Genomic DNA, 20737 nt, shown 5'->3' with positions numbered 1-20737 from the left:
TAAAATTATAGTAAGGGTAATGCGCTATTATGAATAAAATAACCAATAATGTTACGATTTGGATTAAGCCAAAGACTGTTGAAAAAAAATGGTATTTAATTGATGCAGCAGATAGAATTTTAGGTAAAGTTGCTGTGGATGTTGTTAAAATTTTAAGAGGTAAACATAAAGCTTATTATACTCCCCATCAAGACTTAGGTGACAATGTTATTATTATTAATGCTTCTAAGGTTAGGCTTACGGGGAAAAAATATCAACAAAAACTTTATTATAGGCATTCAAGATATCCCGGAGGTCTTTATTCTGATACTTTTAGAACATTGTCAGAGAGAAAGCCTTGTGCACCTCTTGAGATTGCTATTAAGGGTATGTTGCCAAAAGGTCCTTTGGGGCGTGATCTTTTTAGAAATTTAAAAGTCTTTCCTGGTTCAGAGCATACTCTTAAAGCTCAAAATCCTATAAAGCTGGAAGCTAATTTAGAGAGGTAAAATGAAAAAATCAAATTTTAGCAATGTTAATTTATCAATGGGAACTGGTAGGAGGAAATCTTCTGTTGCTAGAGTTTACATTAGAGAGGGCAGTGGTAGTATCAAAGTAAATAATAGAGACTTTGACTCTTACATCCAACTTGAAAATTTAAGAACAATGGCTCTATCGCCTTTAGTTTTGACAAATACACTTGGAAAATATGATCTTTATATTAATGTTTATGGGGGAGGGATTTCAGGTCAATCAGGGGCAATAAGGCACGGCATTTCAAGAGCTCTTTTTGAACTTGATGAATCTAATAAGATGATTTTGAGATCTAATGGGTTTTTAACAAGAGATTCAAGGAAGGTTGAGCGTAAAAAATTTGGACAGAAAAAAGCACGAAAAAGTTTCCAATTCTCTAAAAGATAATTTTATTTTTTATACATTTTACATTTTTATTTAATTAAAAAAAATCCCTTTGCAGGGATTTGATTTATTTCTATTTAATAGAATAAAAGACGCTTTTACCGTGGTATTCAGCAATTGTTTCCAATTCTTCTTCTATTCTTATGAGTTGATTGTATTTTGCTATTCTGTCTGTTCTTGAGAGTGAACCGGTTTTGATTTGTCCTGTTCCAAGAGCCACTACAAGATCAGCTATTGTTGTATCCTCTGTTTCTCCTGATCTGTGGGAGACTATTGCTGTGTAACCTGCTTTTTTAGCCATTTCCACAGCTTCAAATGTTTCTGTTAGTGTGCCAATTTGATTGACCTTAATAAGGATTGAATTAGCAACTCCCATTTCAATTCCTTTTTTAAGAAACGAGGTGTTTGTTACAAACAAATCATCTCCAACAAGTTGTATTTTGTTTCCAATTTTGTCTGTAAGTTTTTTCCATCCATCCCAATCTTCTTCGGCCATGCCATCTTCAATTGAAATAATTGGATATTTTTCTACCCATTTTGACCAATATTCAACCATCTGTTCGGAGGTAAGTTCTTCTTTTGTTGACCATTTAAGTACATATTTTTTTGTTTTTGGATCATAAAGCTCAGATGTTGCTGGATCAAGAGCTATTGCAATGTCTTTCCCAGGCTCATATCCTGCTTTCTTTATTGCCTCTATAATCACTTCACAAGCTTCTTCATTTGATTTCAAATTTGGAGCAAATCCCCCTTCATCTCCAACAGAAGTTGCATATCCTTTGCTGCTTAGAATGCCTTTTAGTGTATGAAAAACTTCTGCTGCCATTCTTATTGCGTCACTAAAAGTTTTCGCCCCTACTGGCATTATCATGAATTCCTGAAAGTCAACAGAGTTGTCTGAGTGCGCACCACCATTAATAATATTACACATAGGTGTAGGCAAAATGTTAGCTTTGTACGCTCCAAGATATTGATAAGGCTTAAGTCCAAGATATTTTGCAGCAGCTTTGGCTGTAGCCATTGAAACTGCTAAGATTGCATTAGCGCCAAGTTTTTCTTTTGTAGGGGTACCATCAAGTTCAAGCATTTTTCTGTCGATTGCAACCTGATTTAAGGCGCTCATGCCTTCAAGTTCTGGGGCAATTATGTTTTTTATATTTTCAATTGCCTTTAAAACCCCTTTCCCCATATATACAGACTTATCTCCATCTCTAAGCTCAACAGCCTCGTTAATTCCTGTTGATGCACCTGATGGTACGGCAGCTCTCCCGCAAGTTCCATCTTCTAAAATGACATCAGCTTCAACCGTTGGATTCCCTCTAGAATCAATAATTTGTCTGGCTTTGATTTCATAAATGTGAAAACCCATTTTTTATACTCCTTGAATTATTTACTTTAATGTATGTTTTTAGTATAATGTTAAAAAGTTTAAATGTGTAGCATTTTACCAAAAGAATTATTATTGTGAGTTTTGCGTATAATCGATGAAAGAAAGGTGTTTGTATTTATTGGTTTTTGTAGCTTTATGCGTTAACAATCTTTTTTCAGATGATTATTTAATTTATGATTTTGATTTAAGTTTAAATGAATTTCTAGAAGTTTCAACAAGAAAAGACAATTTTGAGCCTATGGTTGATTCCAATCGTATATTATTGTTTTATCCTCCCAATAAGGAAATTAGAAAAATTTTTGCTGCTTTTGACTTTGATCAGTATTCTAAGAAATATTTATACAAAAAAAATGAACATGGAGTTTTTTTTGTTAAGGTCAATATTCCCCATGGCACAAGCAATATAAAATATAGGCTTATTGTAGATGGTGTTTGGACTAATGATGAGTATAATAAAAATGTGGTTTATAATGAGGATTTAATCCCATTTTCTAAAATTAAGGTTGCTAAAGAAAAGTCCAGTTATATTTCTTTGAGAAATCCAATACAATCATATGATAACAATGAAATTGAAATTTTTTATATAGGTCGTCCCGGACAAATAGTTACAATAGCTGGTAGTTTTAATAATTTTAATCCTTTTTTAAATAGGCTTATTGAAAAAGAGGATAATAAGGGAATTTATACTATTAAGCTTAAAAATTTACCAAAAGATAGAATTTATTATTATTTTATTGATTCTGGTAACAAAGTAATAGATAAAAATAATGTTAATAGAATTAATTTGTACTTTGTTGAGGGAATTGATAATAAAATAGATTTTGAAGTCTCCTATTTTGACCATAAGTAACTTTTAAATCATTTAATTATTTATTTATTCATTTCATCAAAAAGGTATTTAGATACAAAGTGATCTTTTTCTATTTCTTCAAGTTTTGGGTGTACTTGGGTTGATAAATGAATTTTTCTAATGTTTGCTAGAGTTTGTTCATCCAGTTTTATATTTTTATTTTTTCGTTTTTCGGGGTTGATCTCGGGAATTGATGCTATTAGCATTTTAGTATATGGATGAATTGGATTTGAAAATAGTGTTTCTCTGGGTGCAAGCTCTAGGATAACTCCAAGGTACATTACGGCAATTTTATCACTCATGTATTTTACTACAGCAAGATCGTGAGAAATAAATAAATAAGACAAATTGAATTCTTTTTGCAGAGTTTTTAGCAGATTTAAAATTTGAGCTCTGATTGATACATCAAGCGCAGAAACGGCTTCGTCTAAAAGTAAAAGCTTAGGATTTAAAGCTAGTGCCCTAGCAATTCCTATTCTTTGTCTTTGTCCCCCTGAAAATTCATGAGGATATCTGGTTAACATGCTTTTATGTAATCCGACGATATCTGTTAGTTCGTTTACCCTTTTTTCTATTTCTTGCTTTGTTTTTGGAAGAATTTTGTTTTCATTGTATATTTCTAGCGGTTCTGCTATTATTTCCTTTATTGTCATTCTTGGATCAAGCGAAGTATGAGGATCTTGGAATACCATTTGCATATCTTTTTTTGTTTTTAAGAGTTCTTTTTTTGAAAGTTTGGTTATGTTTTTTTCGTTAAAGTAAATATTTCCAGAAGTTGGCGTGTAAAGTTGCATTATTGATCGAAGAGTAGTAGATTTGCCGCACCCAGATTCTCCTACGAGTCCCAAAGTTTTATTTTTTTCAACTTCAAAGCTAACATTGTTTACCGCATTTACTTTTTGTTTGTTTTTCCAAAATAAAAAATCTTCTCCTGTTGTGAATGTTTGCATTAAGTTTTCTACTTTAAGAATTATTTCTTTTTTACTGCTCATTTAAAACTCCTCAGCGCTGGTTTTTGTGATCTTAATGGGGTTTTCTTTTATTGAATAAAGCTTTTTATTTGGATCGTGTTCTAGCGTAAGAATTGATTTTAAAAGCCCAATGGTGTAAGGATGTTTAGGATTGTTAAATATTTCCTCTACTGTTCCTTCTTCTACAATTTTTCCTTGATACATTACAGATACGGTATCACAAATTTCAGCAACAACCGCAAGATCATGAGTTATAAATATGGTAGAAGTATTGAATTTTTTAGATAGGTTTTTGATTAATAATAATATTTGCTCTTGGATTGTAACATCAAGGGCTGTTGTTGGTTCATCTGCTATTAGTAAGGATGGATGACAGCTAAGAGCCATAGCAATCATAACTCTTTGTCTCATTCCTCCTGAAAATTGATGCGGGAAATGTTTTATTCTCTCTTTTGCGTTTACAACACCAACAGTTTTTAACATTTCGATTGCTTTTTCTTTGGCTTCTTTCTTCCTTAATCCTTGGTGCAAGATTATTGTTTCTTCAAGTTGCGTTGATATTCTTAAAAATGGGTTTAATGAAGTCATTGGGTCTTGAAATATCATTGATATTTTATTACCTCTAATTTTTAAAAGTTCTTTTTCGCTAAGTTTTAGCAGATCTTGATTTTCAAATAGTATTTCTCCACTTTTATATACTGTTGTAAGTTCCGGCAATAATTTTAAAATAGCCATGCTTGTTACTGATTTTCCACTTCCAGATTCTCCAACAATAGCTCTAATTTCTCCTCTTTTTACAGATAGGTTAACATTGCTTACGGGATGGATTGTTGTATGTTTTAATCTAAATTCAATTGTTAAGTTTTTTATTTCCAATATATTATCTTTTTCCATTCAATTTCTCCTTAGATACTGTCTTTTGGATCAAAAGCATCCCTTAGCCCATCACCTAAAAAGTTCATAAATAATAGAAATATTGTCATAACTATAGCTGGAATAAAAACTTTCCATGGATATTCAACAAATGTTGCAATTCCATTTTGCACTAATTCTCCCCAGCTTGTCATTGGAGCTGAAATTCCAAGACCCAAAAAGGATAAAAATGCTTCAGCCATAATAAAGCTTGGAACCCTTATTGTTGTGAATATAACTATCATTCCAATGCTATTAGGGATTAAGTGTTTTAAGATTATTCTTTGATTTGTTGCGCCAAGAGTTTTGGCCGCTTGTATAAATTCTGAACTTGATAGTGATTGTACTTGACCTCGTACAACTCGAGCTACTGTTAACCATGATACAAATGCAAGTGCTATGAATAATCCTATTATACTTCTTTCCATTATTGCCATTAGTATTATTACAATAAGTAAATAGGGTAATACATAAAGAATTTCGATTATTTTAGTTATTACCTTGTCAGTCAATCCCCCAAAAAATCCCGCTATTGATCCAAGAATAGTTCCTATTATCATGGACAAAAAAGCCCCAATAAATCCTACAGAAAGAGAAATTTGACTGCCTTGTATTAGTCTTGCAAGCAAATCTCTTCCAAGATTGTCTGTACCAAGCAAATATACTCTTTTGTGTATTTTTACTTTCTTTTTATCTATAACTTGAACTTCATTTTCTATTTTTCTTTTAATGTCTTCGAGCTTTTTTAGTTCTTCTTCATTTATTTCTCTTTTTTCTTTTTTTGCTAATTTTTCAATAAATTTTTTTTCTTTATTATACCAGAGTTCTCCAGCAATCTGGAAAGATGGTGGCAAATCGGAATGCTCTACTATTTGAGTATGATATTTATATATTGGTAATATTGGTTGTAAAATGGCAATTAAGATATAAAATCCAATTACAAAAAGACTGCCAAATGCCAGTTTATTTTCTTTAAATCTTGACCAAGCTCTTCTTTCAAGTTTAGAATTGTTTTGTTCATTTTGTTTTTCAAGGTTATTCATTTTTATTTCCCCTTATACTCTTGGATCCAACATTTTATATATAATGTCTGATATTAATATAGAAATAAGTAGTATTATTGAATATACTAACAATCCTCCCATCAATACTGGGTAATCTCTGTTTAGTGCGGATTCTGTTATAAACATTCCCATTCCAGCAATTCTAAATATTTTTTCAATAACTACGCTTCCAGATATTATAGCAGCAAATGCTGGGCCTATGTAGCTTACTACAGGCAGCATTGCTCCTCTTAACATGTGCTTTATAACTATTTTTTTGAAGCTTAGCCCTTTTGCGCGTGCAGTTCTTATAAAATCACTTTGTATTATTTCTAGCATTGATCCTCTGATTATTCTTGCGAAAATAGCTACATTAGGCATGCTAAGAGTTATTATGGGTAGAATTAAATTTGAAAATCCTCCTCTTTCTGAAATCCATCCAGAGGTGTAAAGCAAACCCCATTTAATTGCAAAAAAGTATTGTAAAATTGGTCCTATTACGAATAATGGTATGGAAATCCCTAATATTGCTATTGATGTTATTATGTAATCTACATAAGTATTTTTATAAATAGCAGCCAATATGCCTATTGGTATTCCTATTGATAGTGATATAATAAGGGATATTACTCCTAGTGTAAGTGATTTTGGAAATCCTAATTTTATGTATTGATTAACTGTAAGATCTTTCTTTTTTAAAGAAGGTCCCAGATCTCCTTTGAGAGCATTTGAAATATAATAAAAAGCTTGAATATAAAAAGGTTTGTCAAGATGATATTTTTCCATCAATCTTGCTTTTACTTGAGGGTCAATGGGTTTTTCAGAATCAAATGGACTTCCAGGAGCCATTCTCATTACAAAAAAGCATAGAAAAATTATTACTAGTAAAGTTGGTATCATTCCTATTAATTTTTTTAAAGTAAACTTTAACATTTTTGCTCCTTTGTGAATAGATATTGGCAAACATTACGTATTAGTCAATTATATCATATAGTCTTTGTTGTTTTTCAAGCTGTAATTGATAATTTTTGATAGAATAAGGGGTTTTTTGTATTATAATTAATGATTTTATTTTCAATAAAATGTATTTTTTGATTTTAATTTTTTATTTAAAATTTTATTATCTTAATTTTAGAAGAATTTTTTTGTGTAAGATTCTAAGTAAAATTATCATAGAATCTTACACATTATTTATGTATTTTTGCTTTAAACAAAGCTATTATCTTAAGATTTAGGCAGCTTTGCTTTTATATTAGGCTTAAATATTATTTTGATTGATATTAAGCCTTTTTAAAAATTAATTATGCTTTGCATTTTTAATTGATTTTAATTCAGAAAGATAATAAACCTCTGATACATTAGGGCTCCACCCAGTCCATTTGTCGTTTCTAAAAAGATAGTGCCCAGAATATATGTATATTGGTGCGGCAGGAAAATCTTTTTCAATTATTATTGATTCTGCTTTTCTGAGTAATTGTTTTCTTTTTATAGGATCTTTTTCAAAATCCGATTCTCTGATGAGTTTGTCAAATTCTGGGTTTGAATATCTGTAGGATGCAAGTTGTGAATTTTCGCTTGTGAATATAGTAAAGTATGTGTGTGGATCTAAGTATTCCCCAATACGACCAACTCTTATTATTTCAAAATTGCCCGTATTTCTGCTGTTGGTAAGAACAGGCCAATTTTCGTTAGTAAGCATAAGATTTATATTTAGAATTTTTTTCCATTGATTTTGAATAAATGCGGCAATTTTTTTATGAGTTTCGTTTGTATTATATTTTAGTGTTAGCATTGGGAATCCTTTTCCATTAGGATATCCAGCTTTTGCTAAAAGCCTTTTGGATTTTTCAGGATCAAATAAAGCTAATTTTTTACCGTAATTGTAATTTTCAAGATCAGGGGTTATTTCTCTTGTAGGAACTGTACCATCATTTAGCACTTTGTAAGTTAAAGTTTCTCTGTCAATAGCTAGTGTTAAAGCCTCTCTAACTCTAACATCATCAAGAGGTTTTATTTTTGTATTAAACGAGTATAAATAAATTGCATTACTTTTGTGTTGATAATAGTCATTTTGTAGTTTTATTTCATTTACAATGTCTGGTGGGATGCTGTTAAAAATAGCATCAATTTCGTTGTTTTTGTACATATTGTATACAGTTAGATCATTGTCAGATGTAATGTAGACAAGCTCATCAAGTTCTACTTCTTTTGCATTATAATAGCGGTCGTTTTTTTCAAATATAATTTTTTCATTAGGTAATCTTTTTTTTAATTTAAAAGGACCGCTAGTAACCATGTTTTCGGGGTTTGTCCAATTTCCCTTATATTTTTCAATAACGTGAATAGGTACTGGCATGAATGTGTGATGTAGGAGTAATTCAAGAAAATAGGGTTTTGGAGATGTAAGCGTTATTTCCAATGTTTTGCTATCAATTGCCTTGATTCCAAGTTCAGAATCAGATACTTTGCCATCAAAATACTCTTGTCCATTTTTTATTATTGATTTAAGCATGTCAACATGCGTAGATCCTGTTGTTTTATTTAAAATTCTTAAAAAAGATCTTCTTATCCCTTCAGCAGTGATTTCAACACCATCGCTCCAAACAAGGTTATCTCTTAGATAAAATTGGTATGTTTTTTTGTCTTTTGAGGCTTCCCAATTTTTAGCAAGTCCAGGCTTTATCTTTCCTGTTTTGGTATTTAATGTTAAAAGTCCTGAGAATATTTGTTCTAAAATTCTTGCTCCGATTGTCTCATCTACCAAATGCGGGTCAAGCGATGAAGGTGCTCCCCCTATGTATACTTTAAATGATAATTTTTCTTTTTCTGAATTATTATTGCATGCAATTAAAGACACGGCAAGCATAAGCAGTGTTACTATTTTAAATTTTTTACCTATTTTTTTAGTTTTATTAAAGTTCATATTAACCTTTTCCCAAAATAAAATTATTTATAAATTTTAAGCTATCTTTTTTTTAGAATAAAGTCAATAAAAATCGTCCATAAGAAATAAATTAATAGACGATTTTTATTTGATTAAATTAATTATTAATTATTTATTTTTTAATTTTAGCTGAGATAAATCAAATCTTTCTAAAATATTGGTATTCCAGCCTGTCCATTTGTCATTTCTGAAAAGGTAACTATTCCCATATATGTATATTGGGGCTATTGGAAAATCTTTTTCAATAATTATTTCTTCTGCTTGTCTTAAGATGTCTTGTCTTTTTATTGGATCAAGTTCAAGATCGGATTTCTTAATAAGTTCGTTGTATTCTTGGTTTGAGTAATTGTGAGATGAGAATTGTGTGTATCCTTGTGTGAATATGCTTAAAAATGTCAAAGGATCAGCATAATCGCCCACCCATCCTGCTCTTGCTATTTCATAATTTCCGTTTGCCTTAGTATTTAAGTAGGTTGTCCATTCTTCGTTTTCAAGTTCCACATCAATATTTAAATTTTTTTTCCATTGGTTTTGAATAAATTCACAAATTTTTTTATTTGCTTCGTTTGTATTGTATTTTAATTTTAAAATTGGAAATCCATTACCATTAGGATACCCAGCTTCAGCCAGAAGGGTTTTTGCAATTTCAGGATTAAATAATTCTAAATTTTTTGTATAAGAATATGAACTAAAGTTGGGAGTTGCTCTTCTTGTAGGAGTAGTTCCGTTGTCAAGAACTTTATATGTAAGTGTTTCTCTGTCAATAGCAAGGGTTAAGGCTTTTCTAATTTTAACATTGTCAAGTGGTTTGATTTGCGTATTGAATGCGTAAAAGTATATGGCATTAACAGCTGATGAATAATAATCGCTTCTTAATTTTAGATCTTTGATTAAATCTGGTGGTATGGATCCAAAGATTGCATCTAGTTCTTCATTTTCGTACATTTTATATGCTGTTATGTTGTCATTTGTTGTATAAAATGTAATCTCTTCTACTTCTACTTCATTTGAGTTGTAATATTTATCATTTTTTTCAAAGACATATTTTTCGTTAGGAATTCTTTCTTTTAATTTAAAAGGTCCGCTTGTAACCATGTTTTCGGGGCTTGTCCAGCTTTGTCCGTATTTTTCAGTAACATGAATTGGTATTGGAATAAATGACTGGTGTACTAACATGTCAATGAAATAAGGCTTTGGCGATTCTAGTGTTATTTCTAATGTTTTTTCGTTAATCGCTCTGATTCCAAGTTCAGAGTCAGACACTTCGCCATCAAAATATTTTTGACCGTTTTTGATTGCTGATTTAACCATTTCAACGTATTTTGAACCAGTTTCTTTATTTAAGATTCTAAGATAAGATTTTCTAATTCCTTCTGCAGTAATCGCAACTCCATCGCTCCAAGTGATTTTTTCTCTTAGGTTAAATGTGTAAACTTTTCCATCAGGAGAAATATCCCATCCTTTTGCAAGTCCAGGTTTGTTTCCTCCAGTATTAGGATCTCCTGTAACAAGTCCTTTAAACAATGTGTCTATCATTTTTGATGCAACATTATCGTCTGCTAATTGAGGGTCAAGACTGCTTGGCTCTGCCCCCAAGCTTATTTTAAATGATACTCCTTCTTTTTTTTCCTTATTAGTACAACAAAGAAAAGCTAGAAAAAATATTATTAAAAATAATGACTTTTGTAATTTCATAAATTTTTATACCTCCATTTTAAAGTTTGCTTTAAAATTTAATTTTAATTTAATCTTTCTATAGATATTAATTTTAAATCTTAATTTTAAAATTACTTATTTTACTTAATTTTATTATTTTTTAGTTTTAATATCTTCATATAAATAGCTTTCTGCAATATTTGGTACCCATCCCGTCCATTTATCATTTCTGAAAAGGTAATGGGATTTAGGTATAAATAAAGGTGCCATAGGAAAATCTTTTTCTACTATTATCTCTTCAGCTTGTCTTAAAATGTCTTGTCTTTTTATTGGGTCAAGTTCAAAATTAGATTTTTTTATTAAAGCATCATACTCTTTGTTTGAATATTTGTATGCTCCAAAAAAATGATTTTCTGTTGTAAATAAGCTGTCTAAGAATGTTAAAGGATCAAAATAGTCTCCTATCCATCCCACGCTTGACATTTGGTAATTTCCAGTTCTTCTGCTTCCTAGAAATGTTGTCCACTCTTCATTTTCGATTTCTAAGTTAATGTTTAGTATTTTTTTAAATTGTTCTTGTAAGAATTCTGCTGTTGTTGGTCTGCCTCCCGAGATTTTATATTTTAATGTGGGAAATCCTTTCCCATCCGGATATCCAGCTTCAGCTAAAAGCTTTTTTGCATTCTCAGGATCAAATAGTATTAAAGTTTTTCCATAAGAATAATCATCAAATTTTGGAGTTAAATTTCTTGTTGGATCTGAACCTCCTTTTAAAACCACGTTAGTTAAAGTTTCTCTGTCAATAGCAAGGGAGATGGCTTGTCTAACTTTTAAATTGTCTAGTGGTTTTTTTGTTGTATTGAATGCTATGTATGCCATTCCGTTTTTTAATCCAGAGTAATAATCATCTCTTATTTTAATTTCTTCTAAATTATTCTTTTCTGCTCCTTGTAGAAAATCGATTTCACCGTTTATGTACATATTGTAAGCTACGCTACCTTCTGTTGGGTAAAATATTACTTCATCAATTTCTACATTTTTTGCATTATAATATTTATCATTTTTTTCTATTACGATTTTATCGTTAATTGATCTTTCTTTAAGTTTGTATGCGCCACTAGCAACCATATTTTCAGGATTTGTCCAATTTTCTCCATATTTTTCAACAATATGCATTGGAACTGGTATGTATGCTGTGTTTGTTAGCATATCAGGAAAATAAGGCTTTGGAGATGTTAATGTTATCTCTAGGGTTTTGCTGTCAATAGCTTTTATGCCAAGTTCAGACTCAGGTACTGTCTCATCAAAGTATTCTTGTGCGTTTTTTATTGTAGATTTTATTAAATTAGCATACATTGCGGCTGTTTTTTTATTTAAAATTCTTAGATATGATTTTTTTATCTCCTCAGCAGTAATGGCAACTCCATCGCTCCAAACTATATCTTCTCTTAGGTGAAATGTGTAAATAATTCCATCCTCAGAAATGTTCCAACTTTTTGCAAGTCCTGGTTTATATTTTCCGGTTTGAGAATCTTTTACTGCTAGGCCTAAGAATAGGTTTGTAATAATATTGCTACCGTAAAGGTCTGTTGAGAGTTGAGGATCGAGTGATGATGGCTCGCTTAAGTTTGATACTCTGAAAACCATTTTTTCTTTTTTTGCATTATTAATACATGCTATTAAAGAAAAAATTATTAGCATTAAGGCTATTTTTGTATATTTCATGGGATTTTCCTTTTTCAATATTTTATATATCTTTTGTTCTCATTCTTTATTAATCTTTTTTAATAAATTTTAATAAAGAATATTTATTTTGTTTTAATTTTAAATATATATATGCCTCCAGCACTTTAATTTGTCTTGTATTTAAATTTTACTTTAATTCTTTCAATAAAAAAAGTCTAAATAGCCTTAATAGTTTTTAGTGTTATTTATCTATTGTTACAAGCTAAAATTTTACTTTAATTTGTGTAGTAAATAAGGTATAATGGTTTGAAATGTTTTCAAAAATGTATGCTTGTTTAATATTAGTTATTTATTGTTAGTCTTAGAGAGCTTTTTGTCTGTAGTAAATAAAATGAATTAACTAATGGTTAAGTGGCAACATAGAATGCTTTAAAGGGTGCTGGTTTTATGTTTGTACAAAATGAAAGTTTTGATAAATATTTTAAAGACATGGAAAGCGACTTTTTAAGTCAATTTAAGTCTGTTGAAAATGTTAATTATTTGGATAAATCTTATCGAAATGCAGATTCTAATAGTAGAAGATTAGTAGACAGAATGATAGAGAGACTTCTTGAGAGTGGATCTACCATTGTTGGCATGCAAAATATTTTAGAACTTTACCAAAAGACTAAATCTGGCAAGTCTTCAATTATATTAATGGAGCATTATAGTAATTTTGATTTTCCTTGTTTTCAATTTTTACTTTATAAAATGGGTTACCGTGATATTGCAGATCATATTATTCCAATAGCTGGAGTTAAGCTTTTCAGAGATAATTTGTTTGTTAAAACTCTTTCTTTGGGATACAATGCAATATTGGTGTATCCACCGCACGCATTTGTTGGGGTTGGTTTAGAACATGCTAGGCAAAGGCGTGTTTTTAATGCTAATTCTATGAAGTATATTTATGAAAAGAAAAATAGTGGGTATATTATACTTATTTTTCCTACCGCTACTAGGTATAGAAAAGGAAGACCTGAAACAAAAAAAGTAATTTTAGAAATTGGCAATTATTTTAAAATTTTTGATTATTATTTGATGATCGGAGTCAATGGAAATGTTTTAGAAGTTTCTGAGGATGGAGATATGTCTCATGATGTTTTTAAAAGAGACTCCCTTATTTATAATGCTGACAAGGTTGTAAGCATTGTTGAATATAGGGATAAAATTTTAAACACCTTGAAAGATTCTCAGACAGAGATTACAAAGGAAGTTTTGGGTTTAAAAATTGCTGAAGATTTAGAAAATCGCTTTAATGTTCTTCATGCAGAAGGGCTTGAATTTTATAAAAAGAGCTTTTTATGAGCTAGGAACTTGATTGCAATATGCCTGATTTAGATAAGATAATACAGTTTAAAAGAGAAATATTAGATAATCTTTCTAATGAAAGATTATCTAAAGAATCTTTTGGCGTGAGTATGGAGGTTAAGCTTCCTGAGCCTGGAGAGAGTATTGTTCCTTGGATAGGTGAAGATCTTGCTTTAGAAGAAAATGATGATGAGCTTGATTTAAATTTTATGCTTGATGCTCTTGAGAATGAGGATAAATTACCCTATTCTGACATTTTTAATGCCAAATTGCCTTTAAGTGGTTCTGACTTGAAGGTTGATGTGGACTCAGAGCTTTCAACTTTGGATAACGATTTTGACGTTTCTTCTGGCGATTCTTTTGAGAATGATATTGACAAAGTTCTTGATGATAATTCTGTTGATTTAGAAATTGCTTCTAAGCTTGATTTTGATAATTTAATCAATTCTTCAGAACTTGATTCTGAAGAATTGATTAATAATCAGAGTAATAATAATAATTTTTTTGAAGCTAGCAATGAATCTTCTGTTTCGGGGGATAGTAATTTTTTACAATTCAATGAATCTAATGAGTTTAATATTGGTGATGTGGTTAATGGTAAAACCCAAGCAGACGAACAGTCAGAGATGTTTACTGAAGATAGTTTGAATTTAGGTGCTGATGAGGATGATTTAGAAAATGTTGCAGATGATTTTAAATTTTTAGAGTATGATCAAAATTCAAATTTTAAACGTTTAGAATTTAAAGTTAATTATCCATTATTTTTAAAACATTTAAATTCCTATCCTAGAAATTTAAGAATTGCAATTGCTGAGGCTTTAACTAAGGAGAATGTTTCAAGGTTTAAGCTTGAAGCGTTAATTGACCTTGTTGAAAAAAATACAAAAAGGTTAAAATTTATTGCTAAATTTGTAGGGGATATTGTTGGGCGATCTATTAAATTGCCTTTAATTTATTTTAAGGCGGAAGAATTTAGCAAACTTCAACAAAAATTAAGCTATAGAGTCTCAAGGGCTTTGCTACCTTTGATAAAAATAGCCTCTCTTTTTGTTGTTTTAGTTTTAATTTCTTTGTACTTTATAGTAGATGTAGTATTTTTTTATGTTGCTTCTGAGAGCAAGTATAAAGAGGGCATAGAATCTATATATGCAAATAAGAGAGAGCTTGCAAAAGCTATCTTTAGAGATGCTTATTATATTAGGCCTAATGATAAATGGTTTGTTAATTATGCTAAAGCGTTTGAAGACGTTAGAGATTTTGATAGCGCTGAAGAGAAGTATGAGGAATTGTTTACGATTGAACCTTTTTCTAAAAATTCTACAAATAGAAGGCGAAAAAAGTTTAATAAGGAAGGATATATTGCGTATGCTTCTATGAAAATTGGTCTTGGAGAACATTCTGAGGCTAATTCAATCCTTGATGAGATTATATCTTATGATCTTTACGATTATGATGCCTTAGTATTAAAGGGAGATAATTATTTTAAATGGGCTAAGATAAATTCTAATTACTATAAAGATAGTATTAATAGCTATACGGTTGTTCTTTCTAAATATGGACAAAAAAAGGAAATTTTATTTAAACTTTTCAATGCTTATATTGAGGCTAATTTAGATACTGAGTCTAACAATGTTAATAATTTTATCAAGTCAAATGAAATTGTAGATATTGATGAGGTTGTTTATACAAAATATGCTAAAAAGCTTGTAGACAAGTATATTTCTCTTGTGACTTATAATCAAAGAGCAAATAATCTTGCTATAAATTTAAATTATCTTAATGGGCAAACAAATTTATTGAATAAGGAATTTTCTGATTTTAAAAGAAATGATGGTAGAACTGTTTTTAAGCTTGACAATAATGTTAATATGAATTCAGAGATTGAATACATTCTCAGAAAAATATTAAACAAAAATCCTAATTACGATAAGGCGCTTTTTGAAAGTGGAAGATATTCGTATTACATAGGGGATTTTAAGAAAGCCGAAGTTTATTTACTTAAAGCATTAAATAGTTTTAGGCATAAAAATTCAATTGAGGATGCTGGGGACAAGATATTGGCTTATAAAATTTTAGCAGACATTTATGAAAAATCTCGAGATTCTCTTAGGGCTAGCAATATTATTGGTTTGGCCTTGAGCGATTATTCTTTTTATAAAAAACACAATCTTATAAAAGGATCTAAGGAGATTTCTTCAATTTATGAAAAGCAAGGCGATATTCTTAGATCTTTAAATGACTTTAAGTCTGCGATATCTTCTTACAAATTGGCAATAAATGAGGGTGTTGATTATCCAGATGTTTACTATAAAGTTGGACTACTTAGTTACAGAGAAAATAATTATGATGATGCATTGAAATATTTATTTAAAGTAGAGAGCATGGCCGGGTTTTCAAGTAGTAACGAAGTTTTAAATTCTATTGCCTTGACCCTTTATAAGATAGGAGATTTTTTAGCTTCTAGGAGCTATTATTTAAGGGTTATGCAGAATTTAGAACTAGAGAAGGCCAATGTTTTAAATTTTAATCCCAAAGAAAATGATTATCATAAAACTCTTTTATTAAAAGAAATTGAAACTTATAATAATCTTGGGGTTGTAGAAGTAATGGCTTCTTTTTCATCCATAAGAGATGCTAAACTTTTTAATTCCGGAGTTAGTAATTTAAGTGAATCAGCTAGGATTTTTGATATATTAAATAGAGATGAAGATATGGTAAAAAGTGTTAAAAAAGATCTTGCTAGTTTAAATCTCAGGAATATTTTTAAGAATAGTTTTTCTAAATCAAATGTTTTATTTTATGAAAATTTATCTGAAAAACTTTAATTATAGATATTATTCATTGGTTTTGAGTTATTTATGAGGGCGGTTTCCTTATGAAGAAAATTTTTTTATTTCTTTTTATTAGCTTTTATTTGTTTGGATTTGAAGATGGTTCTTTAAAAATAGGCATCGATGATGTTTATGTTGAAGCCCATGAAGAGGGATTTCATCTTTTTATTAGAAAAAAACCTGCAATTAAATCAGTAATATTGACAGAGTCTTTTGAAATTCCCGATAAGAAAAAAGATGTGGCTACTTATTCATTTCGTACATTAAGTTATAATAAGGTTAATGGCGATGAAATTCGGATTTTAAATGGAAGAGTTATTAAGAATAAAGAACTTTTATCATTGACATCTTCCACCCCTGTTCCTAATAAAAAGTTTGGAGAAGCCTTTCATATATTGATTCCCAAAAAATTAAAATACGGATTTCCAAATTTTTCAACAAGAAGTGGTGAGATTGATTTAGAAATATTAAAAAACAAAAAAGAACCCTTTTGGTTTTCTATAAGATCTTTTGAGAAAAAGTATAATGATTATTTGGGTAGGTATCAAGACAATGCTTATGAATTGCTTTTCAAGGATAACCAAAAGCATGGAAAAATTGAATTTAATGAATTAAAGGACACTTTTACAAAATTTTCAGATGAAGTTGTTATTGCTAATAATGGCATTGATATTGTTGATAAAATAAACAAAATTTTAAAAGAATCAGAAGATTCAGTTTATGATTTAGATTTAGTGCTTGTTATTGACGTTACTGACAGCATGAAAAGCAATATTGAGATTCTAAAAGAGCATTTGTTTTCAATAATAGAGCCTCAACTTCAAAAGTTTAAGTCTTACAGAATAGGTCTTGTTTTTTATAAAGACTATCTTGAAGATTTTTTAACCAAAGCTTTTGATTTTAATACCATTCCTTATTTAAATAATATTCTTAAATATGTTAATGTTGGTGGCGGGGGAGATTATCCAGAAGCTGTGTTTGAGGGGATTGATGCTGCTGTGACTCAATTTGATTGGCGGGCAGAAAGAAGATTTATTATTGTTATAGGAGATGCGCCTCCTCATGAGTATCCAAGAGGATCTGTTGTTTATAAAGATGTTATTAATTCTGCAAAGGAAAAAGATATTACAATTTATGGAATAATTTTTCAGTAAAAATTTTATTTCTTAAATTCTTATTTTTTATTATTTTCTATTTTATTTAATATTTTTTTGGCTAAAGGTTTAATCCATTTAGGCATTTCCATATTATTTTCTATTAACTCTTGGAAGATTTTTTTTGCTTTTTCTGTTTTGTTTGTTGTATAGTATATGAATGCAATTTCATATTTGCCAGTAGCAACTATATTTGGATTGTGAGCAAAATTTTGAATCATTTTTTCGTATGCTTTTAAGGCAGAGTTATAATCATTAACATTGATAGCTTTTTGAGCCTCTCTGAGATAAATTCCATAAGGAGTTTCTTTTGTTAATTTTTCTAAGTTAATTGTATAGCAGGAAATAAATATTAAGTTTAGTAATATTAGCTTTTTCATTTCTGTCTCTTTTTAGAATATTTTTATTATTTAATTTTATTAGATATAAAACAAGAAAGCAAGGCCAACGGCCTTGCTATATGATCGTTTTTGCTTATTTGGCAGGAATTATTATCTTCCAGTTAGAATGAATTAGATCTGGATTTTGTATTTTTTGTCTGTTGGCAAACCAAATTTTTGGCCATAAGTAAGGGTCGTTGTATAATTTTTTAGAAATGCCCCATAAGGTATTGCCTATTTTTATTACATAAAGTTCACTGCTTGCATTGCTTTGATAAGCTTCAAGGTATCTTGCAGATTCTAAAAATAGTTCATTAGCAAGTCTAAAGTTTTTTACATTTTTAGCTTCAACCCCTTTTTCCCATAATGTTCTAGATCGTTCAATAAGTTCTAGTGTTTTGAATTGTTCTTGAGGTTTGGAATTTTTTCCTATTTCTACTCTTTCTTCGTATGCGAGTACTATTGGAATTGAAGTTTCTGCATCTCCAAGAAGATAAGCGTCTTTATTAGTATTTAAAAAGTTTAAGTTACTGTTTCTTTCTTTGATAAATGCTCTACCATTCCATGGAGATGGCTTTATAAGCTTATTATTGCTATAAATTGGCAAGTTGGAAGCCGCTTCAAGCGCTTTTAATTGCTTGTACATTCTCTCATCAGTTTCTTTTAAAGCTTTGGCTTCTTTAGCATTTTTTGCTGCTTGTTGTGCTCTGTTGAAGGCTTTGCTATACATGTCAAGGGCATTGTCAAGATCGTAATTTTTATATTTTCTTGTTGCTTCAAAATATAAGTTATTTACTTCGTCGATTTCCAATGGAATCCATATGTATGCCTCATTTGCTTCTGCATCGTTTAGATACTTTTCAATATTTTCTTTAAGGTAATTTGTTTTTTCTTTTTTCTCCCGTGTTTCTTTTATTATTGTTTTGTATCTTTCAAGTACTTTAAGGGCAATTTCATTTCCCTCTATTGCTTTTTTTTTAAAAAAACTTTGTTTCATTGCCTCTTCTAATCTTTCAGCTTCATTAAACTCTTTGGAATAAAAAAGATGTCCCCGTTCTTTTATTAGTTCATTTTTAATGTCTTTTATATCTCTTAATTGAAAATTTTTATTATCTGGTTGTGCAATTTTAGCATTTTTACTCTCTCTTGATTCTGGAGGCGTTTTGCATGCGATAAAAGAGATTGCTACTACAATTAGCAGCAGCGATATTAATTTATTCTTTATATTCATAAATACACCCTTCTAATAACTTGGCTTCTATTATCTTTTTAAAGTAAGAACCTCTAAATATTAAAGTTCTTAGTTTAACTATTTTTATTAGTATAGCAATTATAGTATGTCAATAAAAACTTAATATTTTTAATTCTTAAATTAAATTATACTTCTTTTTTGCTATTGTTCAAAGTGTAATAAATTTATATAAAACAAGGTATAATTAAATTTATAAGTTTTTCAAAGATCAGGAGAACTATATTTTTAGAATATATCATTGTGTCCTTTTAATATTGCTTTCAAGTGGAGCTTTATTTTCTCAAGTGGCAGTTGTAAAAGAAATAGAAGGTAAAGTTAATGTTGTTAGAAATTCATTTTCTGTTAAGTTGGATTTAGATGACGAAATTTTTGAGTATGATTTTATTGAGGTTGGAGAAAATTCAAAGCTTAAAATAAATTTATATGAAATAAATGGTATTTCTGCAGATTTAATTTTTTATTCAAATACAAATAGTTTTGTGTTTTATTCTTCTCTTAAAGATTTGCAAGATGCAAAAGTGTATTTATTTAGAGGAAGTGTTGATGCTATAGTTTATGACATTGTTAAAGGATCTTCACTTTCTGTTGTAACAGATAATAATCTGTTTAAAGCTGAAAATACTTCAAAATTTTATGTCAATAGCGATTATTTTAATAATTTTTTTATTAATGTTTACAAGGGTAGAATCAGGCATATTAATAAAGCCGAATATTTAATTTTTCCTAATACTAGTCTTTTGCTTTTTAATGGAAATTCTTTTTTACACAAAGTTAATGAAGGCACTCTAAATGGTATTAATCAAAATTTTATAAGGATGGCTAAAGATAATTTTATGTCTTTAAATAAAGGGTTTTTATATTTTTTTATTTTAAAATATATTGAAGATAGTTTTAGATTTGACTTTATGTATAATTATTTAATAAAAGATTTTAAATTTAATTCTATATATTCAAAATGGAGCCTGGAAGATAAAAATTATAAATTTGGTAACAGGGTTGATATGATTAAAAATGTTAATTATTTAAAGGGTAGAATTGGAGTACTTTTTAATAATTTTGTTGATTTGGCTAATAGGTTTTATTTTGTAGATGATATTTTGAAATATTTTTCTACTTTTTTGGATAATTCAATAACTGTTCACGAACCCATTTCAAAATTTTTAAAAGATTACAAAACTAATAAAAATATTTTAAAAAATAAGTTTTTTAAAACAATCCATTCTCTAAAGATGTATTTAAGACGCTCAAGTGATGATGTTACTAGCAATTTAAATGCTAATGAATTGTATTTATTGCGTCCTAGAGAATTTTAATTTTTATATATTTGGCTTTATGTTAAAGTTATTTGTTAGATGAGATGATATACAACGAAATTTAAAATTCACATTCAGAATTTACTTAATTTTAGTAAATTTGGGCGCATA

General features: G+C 29.3%; 17 protein-coding genes. 7 read left to right on the top strand and 10 right to left on the bottom strand.

Annotated features, from left to right (window positions below; genetic code table 11):
* Window positions 1–29 precede the first annotated feature (29 nt).
* Window positions 30–488, top strand: coding sequence for a 50S ribosomal protein L13 (gene rplM, locus QIA46_RS01660; protein WP_301341495.1), 459 nt, complete (start codon window positions 30–32; stop codon window positions 486–488).
* 1 nt (window position 489) lies between these two features.
* Window positions 490–900, top strand: coding sequence for a 30S ribosomal protein S9 (gene rpsI, locus QIA46_RS01655; protein ID WP_317268207.1), 411 nt, complete (start codon window positions 490–492; stop codon window positions 898–900).
* A 70-nt stretch (window positions 901–970) separates the two neighbouring features.
* On the opposite strand, the gene eno is transcribed toward rpsI, so the two are convergent.
* The gene (gene eno, locus QIA46_RS01650) at window positions 971–2266 is read right to left on the bottom strand and encodes a phosphopyruvate hydratase (protein WP_317268206.1); all 1296 of its coding nucleotides are present in this window, start codon (window positions 2264–2266) and stop codon (window positions 971–973) included.
* A gap of 139 nt (window positions 2267–2405) precedes the next feature.
* On the opposite strand from eno, the gene QIA46_RS01645 reads away from it, so the two are divergent.
* Window positions 2406–3137 (top strand): early set domain-containing protein, encoded by a 732-nt coding sequence (locus tag QIA46_RS01645; protein WP_014023577.1) that lies wholly within the window; start codon window positions 2406–2408, stop codon window positions 3135–3137.
* 20 nt (window positions 3138–3157) lie between these two features.
* Here the strand turns inward: QIA46_RS01645 and QIA46_RS01640 are convergent, their stop codons facing one another.
* From QIA46_RS01640 to QIA46_RS01610, 7 genes are all read right to left on the bottom strand, one after another.
* Window positions 3158–4129, bottom strand: a complete 972-nt coding sequence (locus tag QIA46_RS01640; protein WP_014023576.1) for an ATP-binding cassette domain-containing protein — start codon at window positions 4127–4129, stop codon at window positions 3158–3160.
* A complete protein-coding gene (locus tag QIA46_RS01635) occupies window positions 4130–5002 on the bottom strand; it encodes an ABC transporter ATP-binding protein (protein ID WP_317268205.1) in 873 nt (290 codons plus the stop codon).
* An 11-nt stretch (window positions 5003–5013) separates the two neighbouring features.
* Window positions 5014–6063 (bottom strand): ABC transporter permease, encoded by a 1050-nt coding sequence (locus QIA46_RS01630; protein ID WP_316256114.1) that lies wholly within the window; start codon window positions 6061–6063, stop codon window positions 5014–5016.
* Window positions 6064–6075: 12 nt separating this feature from the next.
* A complete protein-coding gene (locus tag QIA46_RS01625) occupies window positions 6076–6996 on the bottom strand; it encodes an ABC transporter permease (RefSeq protein ID WP_316256113.1) in 921 nt (306 codons plus the stop codon).
* 364 nt (window positions 6997–7360) lie between these two features.
* Window positions 7361–8986 carry a peptide ABC transporter substrate-binding protein gene (locus tag QIA46_RS01620; RefSeq protein WP_317268204.1) on the bottom strand — a complete coding sequence of 542 codons (1626 nt, stop codon included), beginning with the start codon at window positions 8984–8986 and terminating at the stop codon, window positions 7361–7363.
* A gap of 129 nt (window positions 8987–9115) precedes the next feature.
* Entirely contained in the window at window positions 9116–10702 is a 1587-nt protein-coding gene (locus tag QIA46_RS01615; RefSeq protein ID WP_316256111.1) for a peptide ABC transporter substrate-binding protein, read from the bottom strand.
* Between the two features lie 114 nt (window positions 10703–10816).
* The gene (locus QIA46_RS01610) at window positions 10817–12388 is read right to left on the bottom strand and encodes a peptide ABC transporter substrate-binding protein (protein WP_317268203.1); all 1572 of its coding nucleotides are present in this window, start codon (window positions 12386–12388) and stop codon (window positions 10817–10819) included.
* Between the two features lie 408 nt (window positions 12389–12796).
* Between QIA46_RS01610 and QIA46_RS01605 the strand changes: the two genes are divergently transcribed.
* Genes QIA46_RS01605 through QIA46_RS01595 form a run of 3 tightly spaced genes read left to right on the top strand, consistent with a single transcriptional unit; the run spans window position 12797 to window position 17681 of the window.
* Window positions 12797–13693 carry a 1-acyl-sn-glycerol-3-phosphate acyltransferase gene (locus QIA46_RS01605; protein WP_317260163.1) on the top strand — a complete coding sequence of 299 codons (897 nt, stop codon included), beginning with the start codon at window positions 12797–12799 and terminating at the stop codon, window positions 13691–13693.
* A 20-nt stretch (window positions 13694–13713) separates the two neighbouring features.
* Entirely contained in the window at window positions 13714–16521 is a 2808-nt protein-coding gene (gene flcA, locus QIA46_RS01600) for a periplasmic flagellar collar protein FlcA (protein ID WP_317268202.1), read from the top strand.
* A 50-nt stretch (window positions 16522–16571) separates the two neighbouring features.
* A complete protein-coding gene (locus QIA46_RS01595; RefSeq protein ID WP_316256107.1) occupies window positions 16572–17681 on the top strand; it encodes a vWA domain-containing protein in 1110 nt (369 codons plus the stop codon).
* Between the two features lie 20 nt (window positions 17682–17701).
* Here the strand turns inward: QIA46_RS01595 and bamD are convergent, their stop codons facing one another.
* Window positions 17702–18061 carry an outer membrane protein assembly factor BamD gene (gene bamD / locus QIA46_RS01590; RefSeq protein WP_071983318.1) on the bottom strand — a complete coding sequence of 120 codons (360 nt, stop codon included), beginning with the start codon at window positions 18059–18061 and terminating at the stop codon, window positions 17702–17704.
* Window positions 18062–18155: 94 nt separating this feature from the next.
* Window positions 18156–19292, bottom strand: coding sequence for a LysM peptidoglycan-binding domain-containing protein (locus QIA46_RS01585; RefSeq protein WP_317268201.1), 1137 nt, complete (start codon window positions 19290–19292; stop codon window positions 18156–18158).
* Window positions 19293–19567: 275 nt separating this feature from the next.
* Between QIA46_RS01585 and QIA46_RS01580 the strand changes: the two genes are divergently transcribed.
* Window positions 19568–20626 (top strand): FecR family protein, encoded by a 1059-nt coding sequence (locus tag QIA46_RS01580; protein WP_317268200.1) that lies wholly within the window; start codon window positions 19568–19570, stop codon window positions 20624–20626.
* The last annotated feature ends 111 nt before the right edge of the window (window positions 20627–20737 follow it).

Source organism: Borreliella carolinensis (assembly GCF_032595855.2).
GTDB classification, from domain to species: Bacteria; Spirochaetota; Spirochaetia; order Borreliales; family Borreliaceae; genus Borreliella; species Borreliella carolinensis.
This window is presented reverse-complemented; position numbering and strand designations above follow the sequence as displayed.